Origin of the sequence: Escherichia coli, assembly GCF_036503815.1 — a bacterium.
Taxonomy (GTDB): domain Bacteria; phylum Pseudomonadota; class Gammaproteobacteria; order Enterobacterales; family Enterobacteriaceae; genus Escherichia; species Escherichia coli_F.
The window spans coordinates 2,210,330-2,236,825 of sequence record NZ_AP027764.1 but is presented as its reverse complement, the minus strand read 5'-3'; the positions used below and the strand labels follow the sequence as shown (position 1 = coordinate 2,236,825).

Sequence of the window (26,496 nt, the reverse complement as noted above, 5' to 3'; positions counted from 1 at the left end):
TCGCAATATTAGTTAAATCGCGGTTTTTGATTAGTTTAATTCATGTGAATAGTTAAGCCAGTCGCCGCGTTCCCTCTTACACTATGCGCTGTTATTCGTTCGTTACTGGAAGTCCAGTCACCTTGTCAGGAGTATTATCGTGATTAGTCTATTCGACATGTTTAAGGTGGGGATTGGTCCCTCATCTTCCCATACCGTAGGGCCTATGAAGGCGGGTAAACAGTTCGTCGATGATCTGGTCGAAAAAGGCTTACTGGATAGCGTTACTCGCGTTGCCGTGGACGTTTATGGTTCACTGTCGCTGACGGGTAAAGGCCACCACACCGATATCGCCATTATTATGGGTCTTGCAGGTAACGAACCTGCCACCGTGGATATCGACAGTATTCCCGGTTTTATTCGCGACGTAGAAGAGCGCGAACGTCTGCTGCTGGCACAGGGACGGCATGAAGTGGATTTCCCGCGCGACAACGGGATGCGTTTTCATAACGGCAACCTGCCGCTGCATGAAAACGGTATGCAAATCCACGCCTATAACGGCGATGAAGTCGTCTACAGCAAAACTTATTATTCCATCGGCGGCGGTTTTATCGTCGATGAAGAACACTTTGGTCAGGATGCCGCCAACGAAGTGAGCGTGCCGTATCCGTTCAAATCTGCCACCGAACTGCTCGCGTACTGTAATGAAACCGGCTATTCGCTGTCTGGTCTCGCTATGCAGAACGAACTGGCGCTGCACAGCAAGAAAGAGATCGACGAGTATTTCGCGCATGTCTGGCAAACCATGCAGGCATGTATCGATCGCGGGATGAACACCGAAGGCGTACTGCCAGGCCCGCTGCGCGTGCCGCGTCGTGCGTCGGCCCTGCGCCGGATGCTGGTTTCCAGCGATAAACTGTCTAACGATCCGATGAATGTCATTGACTGGGTAAACATGTTTGCGCTGGCAGTTAACGAAGAAAACGCCGCCGGTGGTCGTGTGGTAACTGCGCCAACTAACGGTGCTTGTGGCATTGTTCCGGCAGTGCTGGCTTATTATGACCACTTTATTGAATCGGTTAGCCCGGACATCTATACCCGTTACTTTATGGCTGCGGGCGCGATTGGTGCACTGTATAAAATGAACGCCTCTATTTCCGGTGCGGAAGTCGGTTGCCAGGGCGAAGTGGGTGTTGCCTGTTCAATGGCTGCTGCGGGCCTTGCCGAGCTGTTGGGCGGTAGCCCGGAACAGGTTTGTGTGGCAGCGGAAATTGGCATGGAGCACAACCTCGGTCTGACCTGTGACCCTGTTGCAGGGCAAGTTCAGGTGCCGTGCATTGAACGTAACGCCATTGCGTCAGTCAAGGCGATTAACGCCGCGCGGATGGCCCTGCGTCGCACCAGCGCGCCGCGCGTCTCGCTGGATAAAGTTATCGAAACGATGTACGAAACCGGTAAAGACATGAACGCCAAGTACCGCGAAACGTCTCGTGGTGGTCTGGCAATTAAAGTCCAGTGTGACTAATACTTTATCCTCGCCCATCTGCAACGGATGGGCGAATTTATCCCTGCTTTCTCGTCTGCTGTAATTTTCCCCACTACACTTCCACTGTTGCGTCAGGCGTTTGTCGCCATACGCTTACAGGGTGGCCCGCATGCAAAAAGCACAACGGATCATTAAAACCTATCGCCGTAATCGAATGATTGTTTGTACGATTTGCGCACTCGTTACGCTCGCTTCGACCCTGAGCGTGCGATTTATTTCACAGCGTAACTTAAATCAACAACGGGTAGTACAATTCGCCAATCACGCTGTAGAGGAATTAGATAAAGTACTGCTTCCCCTACAGGCAGGTAGCGAAGTCTTACTTCCGCTAATTGGTCTGCCCTGCTCTGTCGCCCATTTGCCATTACGTAAACAGGCGGCAAAACTCCAAACTGTGCGATCCATTGGCCTGGTGCAAGACGGCACACTTTATTGCTCCAGCATTTTTGGTTATCGCAATGTGCCCGTCGTGGACATTCTGGCTGAACTTCCTGCACCGCAACCACTTTTACGACTGACGACCGACCATGCCCTGATTAAAGGCAGTCCGGTTTTGATTCAATGGACGCCTGCAGCGGGCAGTAGCAATGCTGGGGTCATGGAGATGATCAACATCGACTTACTGGCGGCAATGCTGCTTGAGCCACAACTGCCGCAAATCAGTAGCGCCAGCCTGACGGTGGACGATCGGCATTTGCTCTATGGTAATGGGCTGGTAGATTCCCTTCCGCAACCTGAAGACAATGAAAACTATCATGTTTCTTCGCAACGCTTTCCTTTTACCATTAACGTTAATGGTCCGGGGGCTACGGCGCTGGCATGGCACTATCTTCCAACACAATTACCGCTGGCGGTGCTGCTAAGTTTACTTGTGGGCTATATCGCCTGGCTGGCGACCGCTTACCGGATGAGTTTTTCCCGTGAAATCAATCTGGGCCTGGCGCAACATGAGTTCGAATTGTTCTGCCAGCCTTTGCTTAATGCGCGCAGCCAGCAATGTATTGGTGTAGAGATTTTGCTGCGCTGGAACAATCCACGTCAGGGCTGGATTTCACCGGATGTGTTTATTCCTATCGCGGAAGAACATCATTTAATTGTGCCACTGACCCGCTATGTGATGGCAGAAACCATCCGTCAGCGGCATGTTTTCCCAATGAGTAGTCAGTTTCATGTTGGCATTAACGTCGCACCCAGCCATTTTCGCCGTGGTGTGCTGATAAAAGATCTCAATCAGTACTGGTTTAGCGCTCACCCGATTCAGCAACTGATCCTCGAAATCACCGAACGCGATGCCTTACTGGATGTTGATTATCGGATTGCCCGCGAGCTGCATCGTAAAAACGTCAAACTGGCGATTGATGACTTCGGCACCGGCAACAGTTCATTTTCCTGGCTTGAAACATTACGTCCTGACGTGCTGAAAATTGATAAGTCATTTACCGCAGCTATAGGTTCTGACGCGGTTAACTCGACGGTGACCGATATCATCATCGCACTGGGGCAAAGACTGAATATTGAACTGGTGGCGGAGGGTGTGGAAACACAAGAACAGGCGAAGTATTTGCGCCGTCATGGCGTGCATATTTTGCAAGGGTATTTGTACGCACAGCCGATGCCGCTACGTGATTTTCCCAAATGGCTGGCGGGCAGCCAACCGCCGCCCGCCCGGCATAATGGACATATCACGCCCGTTATGCCGTTACGTTAACGCTTACTCATCTTCATCGTGCGCCGGTTGCTCTTTAACAATGCGAACCAGATCAACACGATAATCATTGGCTTCAATGATGGTGATATGCAGTGGCCCTACATCAATCACATCGCCCACACGGGGAATGTGACCATTTGCCGAGATCACGAGGCCCGCGACCGTCGCGATATCATCGTCATCGGCAAGGTGCTCAACATCAAGCGCCTGCTGCAAGGCATGCAAATCTGTACCGCCTTTTACCAGCCAGCCGTCACCATCGGTAATGATTTCCGGCGTTTCGTCAGCGTCCGGGAATTCACCCGCAATGGCTTCCAGCACATCCAGCGGCGTGACCAGGCCTTGTACCACACCAAACTCGTTGGTCACGATAACGAAGCTCCCGCGAGCACGACGCAGCACGCCCAGTAGGTTGATCGGGTCAAGGGTTTCAGGGACGATAATCGCCGGAGACGCCGAAGCAATCGCCGCCACATCAACACCTTCTTCGAGCGCCACCAGCAGTTCTTTAGCACGTACGATACCGATGATTTCATCCAGTTCACCGCGACATACCGGGAACAGACTGTGCGGTGAGGAGAGCAGCTGCTCACGGATTTCATCGACCCCGAGATTAGCGTCAACCCAGCTTATTTCACCGCGCGGCGTCATGATCCCGCGCAGAGAACGCGACGCCAGCGTCAATACACCGTTAATCATGTAACGTTCTTCTTCGGCAAACGCACCTTCCGGTACCGGGATAGGCATCGGGTTATCGGCATCGTGCTGAACATTGGCCTGACGTTTCCCCCCCATCAAACGCAGGATGGCATCGGCAGTACGCGCACGCAGCGGCAAAGTCGACTGGTGACGAATAAAGTTGCGACGCGCAATCTGGTTAAACACTTCGATGATGATCGAGAAGCCAATCGCGGCATACAGGTAACCTTTCGGAATGTGGAAACCGAAACCTTCTGCCACCAGACTCAGACCAATCATTAACAGGAAGCTCAGACAGAGCACCACTACCGTTGGATGCTGATTAACAAATCGCGTCAGCGGTTTCGATGCCAGCAACATGACCGCCATCGCAATCACCACCGCAGCCATCATCACTGGCAGATGGTTAACCATCCCTACTGCCGTAATTACCGCATCCAACGAGAAGACGGCGTCAAGGATGACGATCTGTGTGACGACCACCCAGAAACTGGCGTAGCCTTTACCGTGGCCGGAATCATGATCGCGGTTTTCCAGCCGTTCATGCAGTTCGGTTGTCGCTTTAAACAGCAAGAATATCCCCCCGAACAACATAATCAGGTCGCGTCCGGAGAAGGAGAAATCCATGACGGTAAATAGCGGTTTGGTCAGCGTGACCATCCATGAAATCAGCGACAGCAGCCCCAGACGCATAATCAGCGCCAGTGATAATCCCAGCAAACGCGCTTTATCACGTTGTTTTGGCGGCAGTTTGTCAGCAAGAATGGCGATGAAGACCAGGTTATCGATACCCAGCACAATTTCGAGAACAACAAGCGTGAGTAGCCCCGCCCAAATTGAGGGGTCCATTAAGAATTCCATGACAAGCTCCTGCTTAAGGAATAGCTATTCGGCGCCAGAAATAATGCAGGCGTAACGACAAAAGGCAAACGAAAGGTGCGGCATAAAGTGCCAGAAAAGCAGGCGTTAAAAGGCCTGATGCTGAAATGACGTCGGTGACGATCCATACTGCGGGCTACTGCCCTATACTCCATGGTTGTTAAACGGGAGTTAAACATATCAGAGACACATCTGATTTGGCAAAGATTTACCTTCCTTTGCAAACGAATGTGACAAGGATATTTTACCTTTCGAAATTTCTGCTAATCGAAAGTTAAATTACGGATCTTCATCACATAAAATAATTTTTTCGATATCTAAAATAAATCGCGAAACGCAGGGGTTTTTGGTTGTAGCCCTTATCTGAATCGATTCGATTGTGGACGACGATTCAAAAATACATCTGGCACGTTGAGGTGTTAACGATAATAAAGGAGGTAGCAAGTGACCATTGCTATTGTTATAGGCACACATGGTTGGGCTGCAGAGCAGTTGCTTAAAACGGCAGAAATGCTGTTAGGCGAGCAGGAAAACGTCGGCTGGATCGATTTCGTTCCAGGTGAAAATGCCGAAACGCTAATTGAAAAATACAACGCTCAGTTGGCAAAACTCGACACCACTAAAGGCGTGCTGTTTCTCGTTGATACATGGGGAGGCAGCCCGTTCAACGCTGCCAGCCGCATTGTCGTCGACAAAGAGCATTATGAAGTCATTGCAGGCGTTAACATTCCAATGCTCGTGGAAACGTTAATGGCCCGTGATGATGACCCAAGCTTTGATGAACTGGTGGCTCTGGCAGTAGAAACAGGCCGTGAAGGCGTGAAAGCACTGAAAGCCAAACCGGTTGAAAAAGCCGCGCCAGCACCCGTTGCCGCAGCACCAAAAGCGGCTCCAACTCCGGCAAAACCAATGGGACCAAACGACTACATGGTTATTGGCCTTGCGCGTATCGACGACCGTCTGATTCACGGTCAGGTCGCCACCCGCTGGACTAAAGAAACCAATGTCTCCCGTATTATTGTTGTTAGTGATGAAGTGGCTGCGGATACCGTTCGTAAGACACTGCTCACCCAGGTTGCACCTCCGGGCGTAACAGCGCACGTGGTTGATGTCGCCAAAATGATTCGCGTCTACAACAACCCGAAATATGCTGGCGAACGCGTAATGCTGTTATTTACCAACCCTACAGATGTAGAGCGTCTCGTTGAAGGCGGCGTGAAAATCACCTCTGTTAACGTTGGTGGTATGGCATTCCGTCAGGGTAAAACCCAGGTGAATAACGCGGTTTCGGTTGATGAAAAAGATATCGAGGCGTTCAAGAAACTGAATGCGCGCGGTATTGAGCTGGAAGTCCGTAAGGTTTCCACCGATCCGAAACTGAAAATGATGGATCTGATCAGCAAAATCGATAAGTAACGTATTGTGTTGATTATCAATCAGTTTTCACACTTAAGTCTTACGTAAACAGGAGAAGTACAATGGAGATTACCACTCTTCAAATTGTGCTGGTATTTATCGTAGCCTGTATCGCAGGTATGGGATCAATCCTCGATGAATTTCAGTTTCACCGTCCGCTAATCGCGTGTACCCTGGTGGGTATCGTTCTTGGCGATATGAAAACCGGTATTATTATCGGTGGTACGCTGGAAATGATCGCGCTGGGCTGGATGAACATCGGTGCTGCAGTTGCGCCTGACGCCGCTCTGGCTTCTATCATTTCTACCATTCTGGTTATTGCAGGTCATCAGAGCATTGGTGCGGGTATCGCACTGGCAATCCCTCTGGCTGCTGCAGGTCAGGTACTGACCATCATCGTTCGTACTATTACCGTTGCTTTCCAGCACGCTGCGGATAAGGCTGCAGATAACGGCAACCTGACAGCGATTTCCTGGATCCACGTTTCTTCTCTGTTCCTGCAAGCAATGCGTGTGGCTATTCCAGCCGTCATCGTTGCGCTGTCTGTTGGTACCAGCGAAGTACAGAACATGCTGAATGCGATTCCGGAAGTGGTAACCAATGGTCTGAATATCGCCGGTGGCATGATCGTGGTGGTTGGTTATGCGATGGTTATCAACATGATGCGTGCTGGCTACCTGATGCCGTTCTTCTACCTCGGCTTCGTAACCGCAGCATTCACCAACTTTAACCTGGTTGCTCTGGGTGTGATTGGTACTGTTATGGCAGTGCTCTACATCCAACTTAGCCCGAAATACAACCGCGTAGCCGGTGCGCCTGCTCAGGCAGCTGGTAACAACGATCTCGATAACGAACTGGACTAACAGGTGAGCGAAATGGTTGATACAACTCAAACTACCACCGAGAAAAAACTCACTCAAAGTGATATTCGTGGCGTCTTCCTGCGTTCTAACCTCTTCCAGGGTTCATGGAACTTCGAACGTATGCAGGCACTGGGTTTCTGCTTCTCTATGGTACCGGCAATTCGTCGCCTCTACCCTGAGAACAACGAAGCTCGTAAACAAGCTATTCGCCGTCACCTGGAGTTCTTTAACACCCAGCCGTTCGTGGCTGCGCCGATTCTCGGCGTAACCCTGGCGCTGGAAGAACAGCGTGCTAATGGCGCAGAGATCGATGACGGTGCTATCAACGGTATCAAAGTCGGTTTGATGGGGCCGCTGGCTGGTGTAGGCGACCCGATCTTCTGGGGAACGGTACGTCCGGTATTTGCAGCGCTGGGTGCCGGTATCGCGATGAGCGGCAGCCTGTTAGGTCCGCTTCTGTTCTTCATCCTGTTTAACCTGGTGCGTCTGGCAACCCGTTACTACGGCGTAGCGTATGGTTACTCCAAAGGTATCGATATCGTTAAAGATATGGGTGGCGGCTTCCTGCAAAAACTGACGGAAGGGGCGTCTATTCTCGGCCTGTTTGTCATGGGGGCATTGGTTAACAAGTGGACACATGTCAACATCCCGCTGGTTGTCTCTCGCATTACTGACCAGACGGGCAAAGAACACGTTACCACTGTCCAGACTATTCTTGACCAGTTAATGCCGGGCCTGGTACCGCTACTGCTGACCTTTGCTTGTATGTGGCTGCTGCGCAAAAAAGTTAATCCGCTGTGGATCATCGTTGGCTTCTTCGTCATCGGTATCGCGGGGTATGCTTGCGGCCTGCTGGGACTGTAAGACTGTTGTACACTACCGGGGCCTTTTGGCCCCGTTTTTTTATCTGGAGGATTAATGACAATCACGGACCTGGTACTGATTCTTTTCATCGCCGCACTCCTGGCCTTCGCGATCTACGATCAGTTCATCATGCCCCGCCGTAACGGCCCCACCCTGCTGGCAATTCCTTTGCTCCGACGTGGCCGCATCGACAGCGTTATCTTCGTAGGACTGATTGTCATTCTTATCTATAACAACGTCACGAATCATGGCGCGCAAATAACGACATGGTTATTAAGTGCACTGGCTCTAATGGGGTTTTATATTTTCTGGATCCGCGTTCCGAAGATCATCTTTAAACAAAAAGGTTTTTTCTTCGCCAATGTCTGGATTGAATATAGTCGAATTAAAGCGATGAACTTGTCTGAAGATGGCGTGTTGGTGATGCAATTAGAACAGCGCCGGCTGTTAATCCGCGTTCGAAATATCGACGACCTGGAGAAAATTTATAAACTTCTTGTTTCCACTCAATAAGTTATGAATTTAGCCAAAGCTATGTTTGCTGTATTTTAAATAATCAGACATAGCTTAGGCTATATTATCCCATCCCTTATTTGTTATTTATTTTAACGTTTCATTGATATATAAATCTAAATGAAAATCGTTATCAATTAACTGCTGAAATAATATATCCCAACAATTGTTTTATATTCTAAAAATATGTTAATGTTGCGCCCTCATTTGGGGAGTAGCCGATTTCCAGATTCCGGAAATGTACGTGTCAACATACTCGTTGCAAAACGTGGCACGTACGGACTGAACACTTTCAGTCAGGCGAGACCATATGCACATCAATCGCTATGCCTGCATGAACGCGAAAACCATCGCGGTTTGTTGTTCATGTATGCATGTTTGCTGGGGGCGATGATGTGTTTTATGGATACCCCGGTCAGGACGTTGTCATGAATATCACTGCTACTGTTCTTCTTGCGTTTGGTATGTCGATGGATGCATTTGCTGCATCAATCGGTAAAGGTGCCACCCTCCATAAACCGAAATTTTCTGAAGCGTTGCGAACCGGCCTTATTTTTGGTGCCGTCGAAACCCTGACGCCGCTGATCGGCTGGGGAATGGGCATGTTAGCCAGCCGGTTTGTCCTTGAATGGAACCACTGGATTGCGTTTGTGCTGCTGATATTCCTCGGCGGGCGAATGATTATTGAGGGTTTTCGTGGCGCAGATGATGAAGATGAAGAACCGCGCCGTCGACACGGTTTCTGGCTACTGGTAACCACCGCGATTGCCACCAGCCTGGATGCCATGGCTGTGGGTGTTGGTCTCGCCTTCCTGCAGGTCAACATTATCGCGACCGCATTGGCCATTGGTTGTGCAACCTTGATTATGTCGACATTAGGGATGATGGTTGGTCGCTTTATTGGCTCAATTATTGGGAAAAAAGCAGAAATTCTCGGCGGGTTGGTGCTGATCGGCATCGGCGTCCAGATCCTCTGGACGCACTTCCACGGTTAATAAGAACGCTGCCAGAGGTGAATATTAAAGTCCGTCTGGCAGTCGAACACTTCTTTTGCTGCCAGTGTTTGCCAGACTTCTGGCTTCGCACGCCAGGCAAACGGCGTCATCTGCAATAATGCGACGGCTTCATCACCGCGAAGACGCATCGGATAACACAACTCAGCACTCTGCTGTAATGTAAAACCTTCCAGTTGTTCTGCATGAGGTGCATGAAGATGTACTTCATTGTAAATCAGCCCCTTCAGCTCCATCAAATGTCGCGGTCCCGGCGTAGCTGTAATGACCCAACCGCCGGGCTTCACTACGCGCGCTAATTCTTCTGCTTTACACGGCGCATAGATGCGAATAATGGCGTTCATGCTGGCATCGGCAAACGGCAAACGGTGACTGGAAGCGACACAAAAAGTGACCTGCGGATAGCGTTTCGCCGCCGCTTTTATCGCTACCTTCGAGACATCCAGGCCAAACGTGGTGATTTCGGGCAGCGCATCGGCAAATGCGTGTGTGTAATACCCTTCACCACAGCCAATATCCAGCACCGCCGTGGCCTTTTCATCAAGCCGTTCCCGCAGTTGGGCGACAATTGCATCACGCAGCGGCTGATAATGTCCGGCATCTAAGAATGCGCGGCGTGCTTGCATCATTTCCGCGCTGTCGCCCGGATCACGAGACCGTTTATGCTGAACGGGCAGCAGATTGACATACCCTTCTTTCGCCATATCAAACTGATGTCGCTGGGGACAGATATAGCTGTTTTTTTCACGCGAAAGAGGCTGATGGCAAAGTGGACAGGAAAACGACATGACAACTCCGGCAGGATACTAAAGGCCGCAAGTGTAACGCGAATCACGCGGCGGGCAAATATCCGAATGCCAGGAGCGAAGATAAAGCAAAGTAAAAAGCCTCGCATTCGACGAGGCTTTATAGCGAGATTGAAGTGTCTTCACACTTCAGATCAGTGGATTCGATCAGATAGCTGTTACGTTAACAGCTGCCGGACCTTTCTGGCCGTCCTGAATTTCGAACTCAACGTTCTGACCTTCAGCCAGAGTTTTGAAGCCATTACCCTGGATAGCGGAGAAGTGTACGAACACGTCTTTGCTGCCATCAGCCGGAGTAATGAAGCCAAAACCTTTAGACTCGTTGAACCACTTAACCTGACCTTTAATCTTTGCCATTTGAAAAATTCCTTAGATTGTTTTCTTCGCCCGCAGGCATAACATAGATAAAACTGACACATTACTGCATGAGGCACCAATATAAGGCTCGGCAGAGAAGCGGTATTCAACGTCAACGTGTTTACTCAGGACTTCTTTACTGAAAATGCCACACATAAACAGAACTGTACCTCGTTTAACCCGAAATCTGTTATCACATACAACGTTAATTATGGCAAGCCATTTTTAAACATGTCTCGATCAGACGCACAAATCTCGATACGTCTTCCACTTTTTTTGCACACTTATGCAACGGAATACGCGCCGATATATCATTGTGCTTAACCTTGCCAGTTCAGGCAGATACTTAAACTGACGTATTTTCTAACATAGTTCAATAAGTTCAGTTGTTCCAGGCCAATGGGAGAAGTTATTACATAGTGCGTGCAATATCACATTTTCTGCTATGCAGTGAATAAAAAGTTATATCACTTTTTCTCATAAAACAGTCAGTTAACGGCTATCAATCACCCCAAAGAGAAGTCAATCGCCAAAGGTATTGTAAATTTAAAATAAGAAAAATTGATGAATGCGCAAAAAAATCAAGAGAGAAACGTTTCGCTAATAAATAATAACACGCTTAATCACAAATCCGATGTAAACATCCTAATAAATTAATGGGCTAAATATCTTTTTCTGATATCCCGTTACGCAAATAAATAATATGATAATTATTTGAAGTCAGACCAGAGTTTTAATTTGAAGCAGTTGCACCATGACAGTGCGTATAATCAGGATGAATTGAGTAACCCTTCAACGACGGGGTTACTCAAGATTGAGGAAGGATTACCGTTCGGCGACCAGACGAATAATATCTTCGTCTTCAACCGATTTTTGACTCTCAACGGTCTTTTTATCTTCTTTCTCAGGTTCGTTTGCTTCGCACAAACGACGTAACAGTGCATTTTGACGTTTTTGCTGATCCAGCAACGCCTCAAGCAGTTCAATCTGTTCGTTAGTTCGTGAACTGGCACGATTGATAAAAAACCACAAGATGAGCCCGATAAGAAGAACCACCACCGATACAACCAAAGACGCAATGTTCATCACGCCTGAATTTACAACTTCGTTCATTTCACCACCTCTGAGTAGAGGCGCTATTCTACCACTGCTGGAGAGGAAGAAAATCTAGTGCTGAAAAAATGATATCACCACGGGATAAACTGGTTAATGGCACAAATTCCGCTGAAAAATTGTACATCCTGATCGCACATCATGTTGAATACCTGCGCCCAAAGCAGCAAGCAAGCCAACACCACGACAACCAGAACGACCCATCGAAACTTTTTCACTCCAATCTCCGTTTCACCTACCTTATGTCATTAAACTAGCATGTGTTAGTTAAACAGCGCCTAACTATGTCGATATTCGTGCTTTTTCAGAATGAGTCGCTTGCTTCAGCGCATATTGCCGCTACGATTAAGCGAACATAAAAAGAGAAGAGGTTGTAATGCGATTCATCATTCGCACAGTTATGCTGATAGCACTGGTATGGATAGGATTATTACTCAGCGGATATGGCGTTTTGATTGGAAGCAAAGAGAATGCCGCGGGATTAGGTTTGCAATGTACCTATCTGACCGCCAGAGGCACCAGCACGGTACAATACCTGCACACTAAAAGTGGTTTTCTGGGGATAACAGATTGCCCGTTGTTACGTAAAAGCAATATTGTGGTCGATAATGGTTAAGGGTAATAAATAACCAGATTCTCACTCATAAGTAAAATATTCTTATCGCAAGTGCGTTTAATATAACGCCACCTTCAACTTTATTTTTCTCATGCTAAATAAAGAACCTGTCTGTTTGATATTCAGACAGGTTCTTACTCTCATCAGAACGGATAGTCGTGATAACCCATTTGGGCAGAAATTTTGCGCGCCGCGGTATGCAACATTGCGACATATTCCTGTAAACGCTCTTCAGAGAAACGCAACGTCGGGAAGGAGATGCTCAGACCGGCAATGACCACGCCAAAGCGATCAAATACCGGAACCGCAATGCAACGCAGTCCTTCTTCCTGCTCTTCGTTATCTTCGCCATACCCCTGCTCGCGCACCTGGTCCAGAACGGGTAATAACGCTTCTGTACTGGTGATGGTCCGTTCGGTACTGCGTTTATACTCCACGCCCTCGAGAATTTGCTTCACTTCATCGCGATCGCGCCATGCCAGCAGTACCTTACCAATCGCGGTGCTGTACAGCGGATTACGACGCCCAATCCGTGAATACATGCGCAAATTGTACATAGAGTCAATTTTGTGGATGTAAACAATACTGTCTTCGTCCAGTGCGCCGAGGTGGATAGTTTCTTTCGTCAGGCGGGAGATCTCACGCATCTGGATATCTGCGCTACGAATTAAATCGACGTTTTGTAACGCGCGAGCGCCCAGTTCAAACAATTTCAGGGTCAGCGAATATTTCTCCGACTCCCCTTCCTGCGCCACATAACCCAGGGTTTTCATGGTCTGTAAAAAGCGATAAACGGTGCTTTTTGACATCATGACGCGCTGCGACAGCTCGGTTATCCCTATTTCGCGCTCTTCACCCAGCGCCTGCAAAATGCCAAAAACTTTCAGCACGGAAGATACAGAATCAGGCTGTTTATCCAGATCTGCGTTAGCCATTTATCACCTCATTGCGAGTGTTTTATAAAAATCAGAACTGTTTTTTATTATAATTTCGCACCTGGGTGGTCGCAATCCATCTTTTGCCGGTTAGTTACAATTCTGCGACATCCACCGTGAATATCAGTGCTAGAATCTTACCCCTGTTGATTATTCACCAAAGATATAAAATTCCTATGCCAAAAGTTCAGGCCGACGGCCTGCCGTTGCCCCAGCGATACGGTGCGATATTAACCATTGTGATTGGTATTTCGATGGCTGTGCTTGACGGCGCAATCGCCAACGTCGCCTTGCCAACAATCGCCACAGACCTTCATGCCACACCGGCCAGTTCCATCTGGGTAGTGAACGCCTATCAAATCGCCATTGTCATCTCCCTGCTCTCGTTTTCGTTTCTGGGCGATATGTTTGGCTATCGACGTATTTATAAATGCGGTCTGGTCGTTTTTCTGTTGTCTTCACTGTTCTGCGCCCTTTCTGATTCGCTACAAATGCTCACCCTTGCGCGTGTCATACAAGGTTTCGGCGGTGCAGCGTTGATGAGCGTTAATACCGCACTTATCCGCCTGATCTATCCACAACGTTTTCTGGGTAGAGGGATGGGCGTAAACTCGTTTATTGTTGCCGTCTCTTCTGCTGCCGGGCCGACAATTGCTGCAGCAATCCTCTCCATCGCATCCTGGAAATGGTTATTTTTAATCAACGTACCGTTGGGTATTATCGCCCTGCTTCTGGCCATGCGTTTTCTGCCACCCAATGGCTCTCGTGCCAGTAAACCCCGTTTCGACCTGCCCAGCGCCGTGATGAACGCGTTAACCTTCGGCCTGCTTATTACTGCATTGAGTGGTTTCGCTCAGGGGCAATCGCTGACGTTGATTGGCGCGGAACTGGTGGTAATGGTTGTCGTTGGTATTTTCTTTATTCGCCGCCAGCTTTCTCTTCCCGTACCGCTGCTACCGGTGGATTTACTGCGTATCCCGCTGTTTTCACTTTCTATTTGCACATCTGTTTGCTCTTTCTGCGCACAAATGCTGGCAATGGTTTCCCTGCCCTTTTACCTGCAAACCGTGCTCGGGCGTAGTGAAGTTGAAACAGGTTTACTTCTGACACCGTGGCCGTTAGCAACAATGGTGATGGCTCCGCTGGCAGGCTATTTAATTGAACGCGTACATGCAGGATTGCTGGGTGCTTTAGGGTTGTTCATCATGGCTGCGGGGCTTTTTTCCCTGGTTCTGCTGCCCGCGTCACCTGCGGATATCAATATTATCTGGCCGATGATCTTATGTGGCGCTGGATTTGGCTTATTCCAGTCACCCAATAACCACACCATTATTACCTCCGCTCCGCGCGAACGTAGCGGTGGGGCCAGTGGCATGTTAGGGACGGCTCGTCTATTGGGTCAGAGTAGTGGCGCGGCGCTGGTGGCGCTGATGCTAAATCAGTTTGGTGATAATGGTACACACGTCTCGCTGATGGCTGCGGCTATTCTGGCAGTGATTGCTGCCTGTGTCAGTGGCTTACGTATTACCCAGCCACGATCCAGGGCATAAAAAAAGCGCGTCGATCAGGACGCGCTTTTTAGTATTTACTTCATATTACTTCAGGTATTCACCCGTACGCAGAGCTTCAATACGTTTATCCAGCGGCGGGTGAGTCATGAACAACTCACTGAGCGATTTCGACTTCCCGTTAATACAGAAAGCCATCATGCTGGTTGCTTCTTGTGGTTCATAGCTGGTTTTCAGGCGTTGCAGCGCGGCAATCATTTTCTCACGACCAACCAGTTTTGCTGAACCCGCATCGGCGTGGAATTCACGGTGACGCGAGAACCACATGGTGATAATGCTCGCCAGAATACCAAACACCAGTTCCAGCACCGTCGCGACGGCAAAGTAGATCAGTGGGTTGCCGTTGCTCTCTTCACCTTCGTCACGGTTACCGCCCATGAAGCCAGCAGCCAGCTGCGCCAGAATACGTGAAATAAAGATAACGAAGGTGTTCACCACGCCCTGAATCAGCGTCATGGTGACCATATCACCATTGGCGATGTGACTGATTTCGTGAGCAATTACCGCCTCAGCTTCATCCGGGCTCATGTTCTGCAGCAAACCGGTGCTGACAGCTACCAGAGAGGCATCACGGCGCGCACCGGTTGCAAAAGCGTTGATGTCCGGCGCATGGTAGATAGCCACTTGCGGCATAGCGATCCCCGCCTGACGAGCCTGGGTTGCTACAGTATTGACCAGCCAACGTTCCCTTTCGTTACGCGGTTGCTCGATCACTTCCCCGCCAACAGATCGTAATGCCATCCATTTGGACATCAGAAGCGAAACGAAGGAACCACCAAAACCGAACAGCAAGGCCATGATCATCAGCCCCTGAACGCTGCTCGACTGTATCCCTGTCAGGCTCAGTACCAGCCCGAAAACGACCATTACGGCCAGGTTCGTTAGCAGGAAGAGCGCGATTCGCATCATAATTTTCTTTTTACCTCAGTTTAACAAAACGCAATATGCGATACCCACATCGTATGGGTTACGCGACTATTTTCAAGTCTGGATAGTGCGTAAGTCACCAGAAAGACACAACTTTACATTTTGTAGCATCTGATTTACGGCATCTTGCCGCTGTTAAAAAATCAGGCACAATTTCTTGTGCCTGATTGATGTTACTTGACGGGAGCGGGTTGTTCCGCGGGTCTGGCTTTTTCAAGCTTCGCCAAATCGAGTGCGATATTCACCGTCTCATCCAGATAAGGATCCGGTTCCTGGTAATCTTTCGGTAAATCATCCAGCTTCTTCAACTCCGGTTTACCTTCGCGTTTAAAGCGTTCGTTCAAACGCGCCAGACGCGTCGCATCATCTTCATTATTCTCTTTCTCACGCACCGCGTAATTCAGAGAAACGATATTGCGCTTGTCCTTCATGGCGTTGAAGCGCGCGATATCCTTCATGATGTTCTGGAACTCAGGATCTTTCGCGATACGCGCATTATGCGCCTTCAGCAACTCCGGTTCAAAGGCCGTTAAATCGCCTGATTTCACATAGGTTGCAGCATCAATGCTATCCCACGGCAGCGCGTTATCTTCAAATTTCTCTCCCGTTTCCGTTTCTTCATTACCTGTCGGCATGATGATGTCTGGCGTTACGCCCTTACGTTGCGTACTGCCGCCGTTAACGCGATAGAATTTCTGGATCGTGTATTGAACAGAACCCAAAGCTGGCCATTCAGGACGTAACATCTGATCGTAAATACGGTTCAATGAACGGTACTGCTGGACAGTGCCTTTACCAAATGTCGGTTCACCCACAACCAGCGCACGACCGTAATCCTGCATTGCCGCGGCAAAGATTTCTGAAGCCGAAGCACTGAAGCGGTCAACCAGCACCACCAGCGGGCCTTTATAGAAGACCTGACCGTCGGTATCGCTGTCTTCACGAACTTTACCGTTGTTATCACGAACCTGAACAATCGGACCTGCAGGAATAAACAGGCCTGAAAGCGATACTGCCTCGGTCAACGCCCCACCGCCATTGCTACGCAGGTCGATGATCACACTGCTGACATTCTGTTTTTCCAGTTTCTGCAGTTGTACTTTGACATCATCTGTCAAACCCACATAGAAGCCAGGAATATCCAGCACGCCAACTTTCTCTTTACCGACGGTCTTCACCGACATTTTAACCGCGCGGTCTTCGAGGCGAATACGTTCACGGGTCAACGTTACAGTACGGGTCTTGGTCCCTTTACCAGCAGGTAAAATTTCCAGACGAACTTTACTGCCCTTCGGCCCTTTAATTAAGGCAACCACGTCATCAAGACGCCAGCCAATCACGTCAACCATCGGCTTGCCTGTTTGACCAACACCGACAATTTTGTCACCAACGCTGATAGCTTTACTCTTCGCTGCCGGGCCACCTGCCACCATCGAATTGATAACGGTGTAGTCATCATCCATTTGCAGCACTGCGCCAATACCTTCCAGCGACAAACTCATTTCAGTGTTGAACTGTTCGGTATTACGCGGGGAAAGATAGTTGGTATGCGGGTCTATTTCACGAGCAAACGCCGTCATTGCCAGCGAGAAAACATCTTCGCTGTTGGTTTGCGCCAGACGACGAATGGCAAATTTGTAGCGGCGAGTCAGGGTTTCACGAATTTCTTTATCCGTTTTTCCTGTCAGCTTCAGGCTTAACTCGTCGAATTTGACTTTACTGTCCCACAGCGCGTTCAACTCAGCCTCGTTTTTCGGCCATGGAGCTTTGCTGCGGTCAAGGTTATAAGTGTCGTTGCCGGTAAAATCCATCGGCTTTTCCAGTACCGACAAAGCGTACTGGTAACGTTCAAAACGGCGCTTTTGCGCCAAATTGTAGAGATCGTAGAAAACATCGAGTTTGCCTGAACGCAGTTCATCGCCTAACTCGGTTTTCTTTTTTGCGAACTGTTCAACATCGCTTGCCAGCAGCACGTTGTGGCTGTAATCGAGCAGATTCAGGTAGCGGTCAAAGATTTTAGCCGAAAATGCCTGATCGAGGTCGAACTGGCGATAATGAGAACGGGTGAAGCGCGACGTTACGCGCTCACTCACCGTCGCATGCTGCGTCTCTTCCTTTAACACCGGAATTTGATCAGCACGCGTGATATCTTCTACAGCGAAGGTCTGGCCTGCTATTGCAAGCAAGCCAGCTAACGCGGTAAGCCTAAAAAACATGTTCATGCCTGGCCCGGCCTCCGTTTCAGAACACCAGGTGTTCTGCGCGCACAATCAAAGACATACCCGAATTCAGTTGGACGCGGACGCCGTCTTTGGTGATTTCTAATACGGTGGCATCCATCGCGTTTTGACCCGCTTTCACCTTCAGGGCTTGTCCGACAGTCAGAGCTGAAATGTCAGAAACTGGGGTGTGCTGTTCTTCGCGAGGTGCTTTTGCTGTTTTTGGCGCTTTCTCTACCGACTTTTGCGCACGTGGTTTACGCTCAGCGCCTTCTTTGCGGCGTGGCGTGGTCGGACGTGGCTTGCGTTCACGGCGCGGTGCGTCTTCTTTCTCACCAGCAGCTGCGGCAGCTTCGCGTTTTTTCGCTTGCTGCTCAGCACGCTGTGCCTGAACACGTGCTTTCGCTTCTTCAAGCTGCTTGCGAGCATGCTCCACATGTTGCTCGTCCAGCTCACCGCATGGGTTGCCGTCAAGATCGACACGCGTTGCGCCGGGTTTAACACCGTAAAGGTAACGCCAGCTCGAGGTATAGAGACGTAAAGCGGATCGCAATTGCGTTTTGCTCAGGTTCATTTCCCCGGCAACACGATCGACCAAATCCTGAAAAATACCGATTTTCAGCGGACGCGCTTCACCTTCCGCACTGAAACAGTGGGGAAAACGTTCGGCCAGAAACGCGATTACTTCTTTACTGCTATTCAACTTAGGTTGATTTTCCATGAAATTTCCTGATTACAACGGACGTAGCCAACAAGCGCAGGCATGAACAGGCGTCATTATAATGACGCCATCAGTAAATGCTACGTTATCCGTTGATTATCCTGCGACGCTCGCAAAGAATTTTTTGTAATCCGTCATTGCAAGCACCTTTTCAAGCTGTGCCACAAGCTGACGTAAGCCCTGCTCGTCCTCGTCTGTAAAGCGACCGAAGACGGTACTGTCGATATCGAGAACACCAATAATCTGATTTTTCACCACCAGCGGCAGGACAATTTCAGAATTACTTGCTGCATCACAGGCAATATGTCCGTCAAAAGCGTGAACATCCTCGATTCGCTGCACTTCATTACGGGCAACTGCAGTGCCACACACACCGCGCCCGACGGGGATGCGTACACAAGCAATTTTGCCCTGAAACGGTCCGAGAACCAACGTCTCGTCCTCAAGTAAATAAAAACCTGCCCAGTTTACGTCAGTGAGACGCTCATATAACAACGCACTGGTGTTTGCCAGCGTTGCCAGAAAACTGGTTTCTCCCGCCATCAGCGCGTTAAAGTCGCGATTTAAATCCGCGTAAAATTCTGTTTTGTTCATTATATAATCACTTGGTTGTCTTACCTGGAACTGCCAGCCTATTAAAATAAGCATTAAATGCGTTAATGCTCAAGATCATTCCCATCATGGGTTAAGATTAATGTTAATTCTTATTACATTTGGCACGTCATGGCTCTTAACACACCACAAATTACGCCGACAAAAAAGATAACAGTGAGGGCAATTGGCGAGGAACTGCCGCGTGGTGATTACCAACGTTGCCCGCAATGTGACATGCTGTTTAGCCTACCCGAGATAAACTCTCATCAAAGTGCCTATTGTCCGCGCTGTCAGGCAAAAATTCGTGACGGGCGCGACTGGTCGCTAACGCGCCTGGCAGCAATGGCATTCACCATGCTGTTGCTGATGCCGTTTGCCTGGGGCGAACCGCTGTTGCATATCTGGCTGTTAGGTATTCGTATTGACGCCAATGTCATGCAAGGCATCTGGCAAATGACCAAACAGGGCGATGCAATAACGGGGGCGATGGTCTTTTTTTGCGTTATTGGTGCCCCTCTTATTCTGGTGACCTCCATAGCTTATTTATGGTTTGGTAACCGACTGGGAATGAATCTACGCCCGGTACTGCTGATGCTTGAGCGATTGAAAGAGTGGGTGATGCTGGACATCTATCTGGTCGGTATTGGCGTTGCTTCTATAAAGGTGCAGGATTATGCGCACATTCAGGCGGGTATTGGTCTGTTCTCTTTTGTTGCATTAGTGATATTGACCACGGTGACGTTGTCACATCTTAATGTAGAGGAACTGTGGGCGCGATTTTATCCACAGCGCCCCGCTACGCGTAGGGACGAGAAACTTCGTGTCTGCCTGGGATGCCATTTTACCGGCTATCCCGATCAGCGTGGTCGCTGCCCGCGTTGCCATATCCCGCTACGCCTGCGTCGCCGTCATAGTCTGCAAAAGTGCTGGGCGGCGCTGTTAGCATCAATCGTGTTGTTGTTACCTGCCAACCTGTTACCTATTTCTATCATTTATCTGAATGGTGGGCGGCAGGAAGATACGATTCTTTCCGGGATTATGTCGCTGGCAAGTAGCAACATTGCGGTCGCCGGCATCGTGTTTATCGCCAGTATTCTGGTGCCATTTACCAAAGTGATCGTCATGTTCACTTTACTGTTGAGCATTCATTTTAAATGCCAGCAAGGTTTACGCACACGGATTCTGTTACTGCGGATGGTGACCTGGATCGGTCGCTGGTCGATGCTCGACCTGTTTGTCATATCTTTAACCATGTCGCTAATTAATCGCGATCAGATACTCGCTTTTACTATGGGACCGGCTGCGTTTTATTTCGGCGCAGCGGTAATTTTGACTATTCTTGCTGTGGAATGGCTGGACAGCCGCTTACTTTGGGATGCACATGAGTCAGGAAACGCCCGCTTCGACGACTGAAGCGCAGATTAAAAATAAACGCCGTATCTCACCTTTCTGGCTGCTGCCGTTCATCGCGCTTATGATTGCCGGTTGGCTGATTTGGGACAGTTATCAGGATCGGGGTAATACCGTCACCATCGACTTTATGTCGGCGGACGGTATCGTCCCGGGCCGCACACCTGTTCGTTATCAGGGCGTTGAGGTCGGAACAGTGCAGGATATCAGCCTGAGCGACGATCTTCGTAAGATTGAAGTCAAAGTCAGCATCAAGTCTGATATGAAAGATGCGCTGCGCGAGGAGACACAGTTCTGGCTGGTGACGCCAAAAGCCTCGTTGGCAGGTGTCTCCGGGCTGGACGCCCTCGTCGGGGGTAACTATATCGGCATGATGCCGGGTAAAGGTAAAGAGCAGGATCACTTTGTCGCACTCGATACCCAACCGAAATATCGGCTGGATAATGGCGATCTGATGATCCACCTGCAAGCCCCCGATCTCGGTTCACTGAACAGTGGTTCACTGGTCTATTTCCGCAAGATCCCGGTGGGTAAAGTCTACGACTATGCCATCAATCCCAATAAACAAGGTGTGGTGATAGATGTCCTGATCGAGCGGCGTTTTACCGATCTGGTGAAAAAAGGTAGCCGTTTCTGGAACGTTTCTGGCGTTGATGCCAACGTCAGTATCAGTGGTGCGAAGGTGAAACTGGAAAGTCTGGCGGCACTGGTTAACGGTGCGATTGCCTTCGATTCACCTGAAGAGTCGAAACCTGCCGAGGCGGAAGATACCTTTGGTCTTTATGAAGATCTCGCCCACAGCCAGCGTGGCGTAATAATAAAACTGGAACTGCCGAGTGGGGCCGGATTAACCGCCGACTCGACGCCGTTAATGTATCAGGGGCTGGAAGTCGGACAGCTGACTAAACTGGATTTAAATCCTGGTGGTAAAGTCACTGGGGAAATGACCGTTGATCCCAGCGTCGTCACGCTGTTACGGGAAAATACCCGCATCGAATTACGTAATCCAAAATTATCCCTTAGCGATGCTAATCTCAGTGCCCTGCTGACCGGCAAAACCTTCGAGTTGGTGCCGGGCGACGGTGAGCCACGTAAAGAGTTTATTGTTGTTCCTGGCGAAAAAGCCCTGCTCCATGAGCCAGATGTTCTGACGCTGACCCTGACAGCACCAGAAAGTTACGGCATTGATGCTGGTCAGCCGCTCATTCTTCACGGCGTGCAGGTAGGCCAGGTTATCGATCGTAAACTCACCAGCAAAGGCGTCACCTTTACCGTCGCCATCGAGCCTCAGCATCGCGAACTGGTAAAAGGCGATAGCAAATTTGTCGTCAACAGCCGTGTCGACGTGAAGGTGGGGCTGGATGGCGTTGAATTTCTCGGTGCCAGCGCCTCAGAATGGATTAACGGCGGGATACGTATTCTGCCAGGCGATAAAGGCGAGATGAAAGCCAGCTATCCACTGTATGCCAATCTGGAAAAAGCGCTGGAGAACAGCCTTAGCGATTTACCCACCACAACCGTGAGTTTGAGTGCAGAGACGCTGCCGGATGTGCAGGCAGGATCGGTAGTGCTGTACCGTAAATTTGAAGTTGGTGAAGTTATTACTGTGCGTCCGCGAGCTAACGCGTTTGATATCGATCTGCATATTAAGCCGGAGTATCGCAACCTTCTGACCAGCAACAGCGTGTTCTGGGCAGAAGGTGGGGCGAAAGTTCAGCTAAATGGTAGTGGTCTGACTGTACAGGCATCCCCGCTCTCCAGAGCATTAAAGGGGGCTATTAGCTTCGATAACCTCAGCGGTGCCAGCGCCAGCCAACGTAAAGGTGACAAGCGAATTCTGTATGCTTCCGAAACAGCGGCCCGTGCGGTTGGCGGACAGATTACGCTCCACGCTTTCGATGCCGGAAAACTGGCAGTCGGGATGCCAATTCGCTATCTCGGTATTGATATCGGGCAAATTCAGACGCTGGATCTGATTACCGCGCGCAATGAAGTACAGGCAAAGGCGGTGCTCTATCCGGAATATGTCCAGACCTTTGCACGCGGTGGTACACGCTTCTCAGTGGTCACACCGCAAATTTCGGCAGCTGGCGTTGAGCATCTTGATACTATCCTCCAGCCGTATATCAACGTCGAGCCTGGTCGGGGCAATCCTCGCCGTGACTTTGAATTACAAGAGGCCACCATAACTGATTCGCGTTACCTGGATGGCTTAAGCATTATTGTTGAAGCGCCGGAAGCCGGTTCGTTAGGCATCGGTACGCCTGTGCTGTTCCGTGGTCTGGAAGTCGGTACGGTTACCGGAATGACGCTGGGGACATTGTCAGATCGCGTGATGATTGCGATGCGCATCAGTAAACGCTATCAACACCTGGTGCGTAACAATTCCGTCTTCTGGTTGGCATCGGGTTACAGTCTGGACTTTGGTCTGACGGGCGGCGTCGTGAAAACCGGCACCTTTAACCAGTTTATCCGTGGCGGCATCGCCTTCGCTACGCCTCCGGGTACGCCGCTGGCACCGAAAGCCCAGGAAGGCAAGCACTTCCTGTTGCAGGAAAGTGAACCGAAAGAGTGGCGTGAATGGGGAACAGCGCTTCCCAAATAATGCCCACTGCTCCGGCGTGCCTGCGCCGGAGCGTTTATGCTAAACTGCGCGCCTGTTTTTTTGCCAGTGGTACATGCTCGTGGCCCAACACACCGTTTATTTCCCGGACGCCTTTCTGACACAAATGCGCGAAGCGATGCCTTCGACGCTCTCTTTTGATGATTTTCTTGCCGCCTGTCAGCGCCCGTTGCGCCGCAGCATTCGCATTAATACGCTTAAAACCTCCGTTGCTGATTTCCTGCAATTAACCGCCCCTTATGGCTGGACGCTTACGCCAATTCCGTGGTGTGAAGAAGGTTTCTGGATTGAACGCAACGATGAAGATGCCTTGCCATTGGGTAGTACCGCCGAGCATTTAAGTGGCCTGTTTTATATTCAGGAAGCCAGTTCAATGTTGCCCGTCGCCGCCTTGTTTGCTGACGGTAATGCACCACAGCGGGTGATGGATGTCGCTGCCGCGCCCGGCTCCAAAACGACGCAAATTGCCGCGCGGATGAATAACGAAGGGGCGATCCTTGCCAATGAGTTTTCCGCCAGTCGGGTAAAAGTGTTACATGCCAATATCAGCCGCTGTGGCATCCGTAATGTTGCGCTCACGCATTTTGATGGCCGTGTATTTGGTGCGGGAGTGCCAGAAATGTTCGATGCCATTTTGCTGGACGCTCCCTGCTCCGGCGAAGGCGTGGTGCGTAAAGATCCCGATGCGCTAAAAAACTGGTCACCAGAAAGCAATCAGGAAATCGCAGCTACCCAACGGGAACTGATCGACAGCGCCTTTCATGCATTACGCCCTGGCGGTACGCTGGTTTACTCGACCTGTACCTTAAACCAGGAAGAAAATGAAGCCGTCTGCCGGTGGCTGAAAGAGACTTACCCCGACGCAGTAGAGTTTTTACCGCTTGGCGATCTCTTCCCTGGTGCAAATAAGGCGCTGACCGAAGAAGGCTTTTTGCATGTTTTCCCACAAATTTACGACTGCGAAGGCTTCTTCGTTGCTCGTCTGCGTAAAACTCAGGCGATCCCCGTCTTACCCGCCCCAAAATACAAAGTGGGCAATTTCCCGTTTAGCCCGGTGAAAGATCGCGAAGCCGGTCAAATTCGTCAGGCGGCTGCAAGTGTTGGCTTAAACTGGGATGGAAACCTGCGACTCTGGCAACGCGACAAAGAACTGTGGTTGTTCCCGGTGGGCATTGAAGCCTTGATCGGTAAAGTCCGATTTTCTCGGTTGGGGATTAAACTTGCCGAAACACATAACAAAGGTTATCGCTGGCAGCATGAAGCGGTTATTGCCCTTGCCTCCCCCGACAATGTGAACGCTTTTGAACTGACACCGCAGGAAGCGGAAGAGTGGTATCGCGGGCGCGATGTTTACCCGCAAGCCGCGCCAGTAGCGGATGATGTATTGGTTACTTTCCAGCATCAGCCGATTGGTTTAGCCAAACGGATTGGTTCGCGACTGAAAAACAGCTACCCGCGTGAACTGGTGCGGGACGGGAAACTTTTTACAGGTAACGCCTGACAGCGCACAAAAAAAGCGCACTTTTTGACTGGCACATTCGGCTGCCTCAACTAGGCTGAAAAATGGTGCGATCGGACTGGTCGTACCACAACCGGCAGCTAAATGGAGAGCACGAAGATGAAAACCAGTGTGCGCATAGGCGCTTTTGAAATCGACGACGGCGAATTACACGGCGAATCGCCGGGTGATCGAACGTTAACCATTCCTTGTAAATCAGACCCCGATTTATGTATGCAACTGGATGCCTGGGATGCTGAAACCAGTATCCCTGCCCTGCTAAATGGCGAACACTCTGTCCTTTACCGTACCCGTTACGATCAACAATCTGATGCCTGGATTATGCGTCTTGCCTGATCCAAAAAGAACCCGTCGGCATGGCGGGTTATTTGTCCTGGTTATTCCCCCGTTGTAAAATCTCTCCTAAACTTAACGGTACGGCACCACACTTCGGGGATGAAATGTTCGCGCTGGTACTTTTTGTTTGCTACCTGGATGGCGGTTGTGAAGATATTGTTGTGGATGTCTACAACACGGAACAACAGTGTCTTTATTCTATGAGCGATCAACGGATCCGCCATGGCGGTTGTTTTCCGATTGAGGATTTTATAGATGGTTTCTGGCGACCTGCACAGGAGTACGGTGATTTTTAATTATTGCAATTGCACAAGAGTCAATTCTCCCCCAAAGACAGCACCGGTATCAATATAATGCAGGTTGCCAATATTCACGCGATGGCGCAACGGTGTATGACCAAACCAGAAATGATCAGCACCTGTAATTCCCTGCCCTTTTTGGCCTTCACGTAATCGTGAGCGGCTCCACAAGACCTGATGCAAATCGACGTCCTTTTGCCATTCATAAACATCATCCGGATAATCGGCATGGGCAATAACATGTTTGCCGGTGCGACTGTGTACTTCAAGAATAAAGGGCAAATACTGACATTTTTCCAGCGCCGTTTTCGCTTGTTTCTGTTGATTATCTGCCAGCGCAATAAACCAGTCGCCGCCATTCATCAACCACAAAGACATCTGCTGGGATGCCAGCGCATCCATCGCCATCTGTTCATGATTGCCTCTTACCGCACGAACCCAACGTTGCTCCAGTAACTGCAGACAGCGTAAACTTTGCGGCCCACGATCGATAACGTCTCCCACTGAGATAAGTAAATCTCGCCACGGATCAAAACGACAATGCCATAATTTGCGGCGCAACTGCTCAAGACAACCGTGTATATCGCCTGAAAGCCAGATATGTCGCCATTGATGACCCGCAATTCTCTGATAAACGGGCGCAGGCTGTTTCATCAATATTTTCCTCCCGCGCTAAAGATCACATAATCTTAACAAGAATGTTAAAAAACGCTGGACTCAGACAGTAGAGTGTGTGTTATGGTTGACTATAAAGTCAGCGAAGGGAATGCTTCTGGCTTTTAACAGATAAAAAGAGACCGAACACGATTCCTGTATTCGGTCCAGGGAAATGGCTCTTGGGAGAGAGCCGTGCGCTAAAAGTTGGCATTAATGCAGGCTTAGTTGCCTTGCCCTTTAAGAATAGATGACGACGCCAGGTTTTCCAGTTTGCGTGCAAAATGGTCAATAAAAAGCGTGGTGGTCATCAGCTTAA

At 49.7% G+C, this 26,496-nt stretch carries 27 protein-coding genes; 14 read left to right on the top strand and 13 right to left on the bottom strand.

The features are described from left to right. The first annotated feature begins 139 nt into the window (after positions 1-139). Positions 140-1,504 (top strand): L-serine ammonia-lyase, encoded by a 1,365-nt coding sequence (gene sdaA / locus AABJ99_RS10695; protein WP_000624298.1) that lies wholly within the window; start codon positions 140-142, stop codon positions 1,502-1,504. Between the two features lie 130 nt (positions 1,505-1,634). After that, positions 1,635-3,233, top strand: coding sequence for an EAL domain-containing protein (gene pdeD, locus AABJ99_RS10690; RefSeq protein WP_001353154.1), 1,599 nt, complete (start codon positions 1,635-1,637; stop codon positions 3,231-3,233). A gap of 3 nt (positions 3,234-3,236) precedes the next feature. Here the strand turns inward: pdeD and yoaE are convergent, their stop codons facing one another. Next, positions 3,237-4,793, bottom strand: a complete 1,557-nt coding sequence (gene yoaE, locus AABJ99_RS10685; RefSeq protein WP_000394976.1) for a CNNM family cation transport protein YoaE — start codon at positions 4,791-4,793, stop codon at positions 3,237-3,239. Next, positions 4,781-4,939, bottom strand: a complete 159-nt coding sequence (gene yoaL, locus AABJ99_RS10680; protein ID WP_269218577.1) for a protein YoaL — start codon at positions 4,937-4,939, stop codon at positions 4,781-4,783. Before yoaL ends, yoaE begins: the two co-directional genes overlap by 13 nt. A 316-nt stretch (positions 4,940-5,255) precedes the next feature. Between yoaL and manX the strand changes: the two genes are divergently transcribed. From manX to mntP, 5 genes are all read left to right on the top strand, one after another. Further along, complete coding sequence (gene manX / locus AABJ99_RS10675; RefSeq protein WP_000150550.1) at positions 5,256-6,227, top strand: PTS mannose transporter subunit IIAB; 972 nt, start codon at positions 5,256-5,258, stop codon at positions 6,225-6,227. A 62-nt stretch (positions 6,228-6,289) separates the two neighbouring features. Next, positions 6,290-7,090, top strand: coding sequence for a PTS mannose transporter subunit IIC (manY, locus tag AABJ99_RS10670; protein ID WP_000406926.1), 801 nt, complete (start codon positions 6,290-6,292; stop codon positions 7,088-7,090). Positions 7,091-7,102: 12 nt separating this feature from the next. Then, positions 7,103-7,954: a PTS mannose transporter subunit IID gene (gene manZ, locus AABJ99_RS10665; protein ID WP_000228655.1), complete on the top strand. Its 852-nt coding sequence runs from the start codon at positions 7,103-7,105 to the stop codon at positions 7,952-7,954. Between the two features lie 54 nt (positions 7,955-8,008). Further along, positions 8,009-8,467: a DUF986 family protein gene (yobD, locus tag AABJ99_RS10660; RefSeq protein ID WP_000156262.1), complete on the top strand. Its 459-nt coding sequence runs from the start codon at positions 8,009-8,011 to the stop codon at positions 8,465-8,467. Positions 8,468-8,895: 428 nt separating this feature from the next. After that, complete coding sequence (mntP, locus tag AABJ99_RS10655) at positions 8,896-9,462, top strand: manganese efflux pump MntP (protein WP_001296134.1); 567 nt, start codon at positions 8,896-8,898, stop codon at positions 9,460-9,462. Here the strand turns inward: mntP and rlmA are convergent. From rlmA to mgrB, 5 genes are all read right to left on the bottom strand, one after another. Next, positions 9,459-10,268: a 23S rRNA (guanine(745)-N(1))-methyltransferase gene (rlmA, locus tag AABJ99_RS10650; RefSeq protein WP_039020729.1), complete on the bottom strand. Its 810-nt coding sequence runs from the start codon at positions 10,266-10,268 to the stop codon at positions 9,459-9,461. The genes mntP and rlmA overlap by 4 nt on opposite strands. 165 nt (positions 10,269-10,433) lie before the next feature. Next, positions 10,434-10,643: a transcription antiterminator/RNA stability regulator CspE gene (cspE, locus tag AABJ99_RS10645; RefSeq protein ID WP_001062678.1), complete on the bottom strand. Its 210-nt coding sequence runs from the start codon at positions 10,641-10,643 to the stop codon at positions 10,434-10,436. A gap of 12 nt (positions 10,644-10,655) precedes the next feature. Beyond that, positions 10,656-10,799: a DUF2627 domain-containing protein gene (gene yobF, locus AABJ99_RS10640; protein WP_001295496.1), complete on the bottom strand. Its 144-nt coding sequence runs from the start codon at positions 10,797-10,799 to the stop codon at positions 10,656-10,658. Positions 10,800-11,468: 669 nt separating this feature from the next. Next, positions 11,469-11,756 (bottom strand): YebO family protein, encoded by a 288-nt coding sequence (gene yebO / locus AABJ99_RS10635; RefSeq protein WP_001006867.1) that lies wholly within the window; start codon positions 11,754-11,756, stop codon positions 11,469-11,471. A gap of 74 nt (positions 11,757-11,830) precedes the next feature. After that, positions 11,831-11,974 (bottom strand): PhoP/PhoQ regulator MgrB, encoded by a 144-nt coding sequence (gene mgrB / locus AABJ99_RS10630; protein ID WP_000714550.1) that lies wholly within the window; start codon positions 11,972-11,974, stop codon positions 11,831-11,833. Between the two features lie 158 nt (positions 11,975-12,132). Between mgrB and yobH the strand changes: the two genes are divergently transcribed. Further along, complete coding sequence (gene yobH / locus AABJ99_RS10625) at positions 12,133-12,372, top strand: YobH family protein (RefSeq protein WP_001211011.1); 240 nt, start codon at positions 12,133-12,135, stop codon at positions 12,370-12,372. Positions 12,373-12,515: 143 nt separating this feature from the next. Here the strand turns inward: yobH and kdgR are convergent, their stop codons facing one another. Next, the gene (kdgR, locus tag AABJ99_RS10620; protein ID WP_001262182.1) at positions 12,516-13,307 is read right to left on the bottom strand and encodes a DNA-binding transcriptional regulator KdgR; all 792 of its coding nucleotides are present in this window, start codon (positions 13,305-13,307) and stop codon (positions 12,516-12,518) included. Between the two features lie 176 nt (positions 13,308-13,483). Between kdgR and yebQ the strand changes: the two genes are divergently transcribed. Beyond that, on the top strand, positions 13,484-14,857 hold the full coding sequence (gene yebQ, locus AABJ99_RS10615; protein ID WP_039020728.1) for an MFS transporter: 1,374 nt from the start codon (positions 13,484-13,486) through the stop codon (positions 14,855-14,857). Between the two features lie 45 nt (positions 14,858-14,902). Here the strand turns inward: yebQ and htpX are convergent, their stop codons facing one another. The 4 genes from htpX to msrC all read right to left on the bottom strand — a co-directional run bounded on the left by htpX (position 14,903) and on the right by msrC (position 19,336). Further along, positions 14,903-15,784 (bottom strand): protease HtpX, encoded by an 882-nt coding sequence (gene htpX / locus AABJ99_RS10610; protein ID WP_000984517.1) that lies wholly within the window; start codon positions 15,782-15,784, stop codon positions 14,903-14,905. A 191-nt stretch (positions 15,785-15,975) separates the two neighbouring features. Beyond that, entirely contained in the window at positions 15,976-18,024 is a 2,049-nt protein-coding gene (prc, locus tag AABJ99_RS10605) for a carboxy terminal-processing peptidase (RefSeq protein WP_001055790.1), read from the bottom strand. A gap of 19 nt (positions 18,025-18,043) precedes the next feature. Beyond that, positions 18,044-18,742, bottom strand: a complete 699-nt coding sequence (proQ, locus tag AABJ99_RS10600; protein ID WP_039020727.1) for an RNA chaperone ProQ — start codon at positions 18,740-18,742, stop codon at positions 18,044-18,046. Positions 18,743-18,838: 96 nt separating this feature from the next. Then, positions 18,839-19,336 carry an L-methionine (R)-S-oxide reductase gene (msrC, locus tag AABJ99_RS10595; protein ID WP_001043890.1) on the bottom strand — a complete coding sequence of 166 codons (498 nt, stop codon included), beginning with the start codon at positions 19,334-19,336 and terminating at the stop codon, positions 18,839-18,841. A 129-nt stretch (positions 19,337-19,465) separates the two neighbouring features. Here msrC and yebS point away from each other — a divergent pair, with 129 nt between their 5' ends. The 5 genes from yebS (at position 19,466) to yebW (ending at position 25,520) form a co-directional block, all read left to right on the top strand. Next, positions 19,466-20,749, top strand: a complete 1,284-nt coding sequence (yebS, locus tag AABJ99_RS10590) for a membrane integrity lipid transport subunit YebS (RefSeq protein WP_001354731.1) — start codon at positions 19,466-19,468, stop codon at positions 20,747-20,749. Further along, positions 20,718-23,351, top strand: coding sequence for a lipid-binding membrane homeostasis protein YebT (gene yebT / locus AABJ99_RS10585; protein WP_001360729.1), 2,634 nt, complete (start codon positions 20,718-20,720; stop codon positions 23,349-23,351). Before yebS ends, yebT begins: the two co-directional genes overlap by 32 nt. Positions 23,352-23,430: 79 nt before the next feature. Then, a complete protein-coding gene (rsmF, locus tag AABJ99_RS10580; RefSeq protein WP_039020769.1) occupies positions 23,431-24,870 on the top strand; it encodes a 16S rRNA (cytosine(1407)-C(5))-methyltransferase RsmF in 1,440 nt (479 codons plus the stop codon). 117 nt (positions 24,871-24,987) lie between these two features. Continuing rightward, complete coding sequence (yebV, locus tag AABJ99_RS10575) at positions 24,988-25,224, top strand: YebV family protein (protein WP_001295499.1); 237 nt, start codon at positions 24,988-24,990, stop codon at positions 25,222-25,224. A 104-nt stretch (positions 25,225-25,328) separates the two neighbouring features. Then, positions 25,329-25,520, top strand: coding sequence for a YebW family protein (gene yebW, locus AABJ99_RS10570; protein ID WP_001296140.1), 192 nt, complete (start codon positions 25,329-25,331; stop codon positions 25,518-25,520). On the opposite strand, the gene pphA is transcribed toward yebW, so the two are convergent. Continuing rightward, complete coding sequence (gene pphA, locus AABJ99_RS10565; RefSeq protein ID WP_039020726.1) at positions 25,521-26,177, bottom strand: protein-serine/threonine phosphatase; 657 nt, start codon at positions 26,175-26,177, stop codon at positions 25,521-25,523. Between the last annotated feature and the right edge of the window lie 319 nt (positions 26,178-26,496).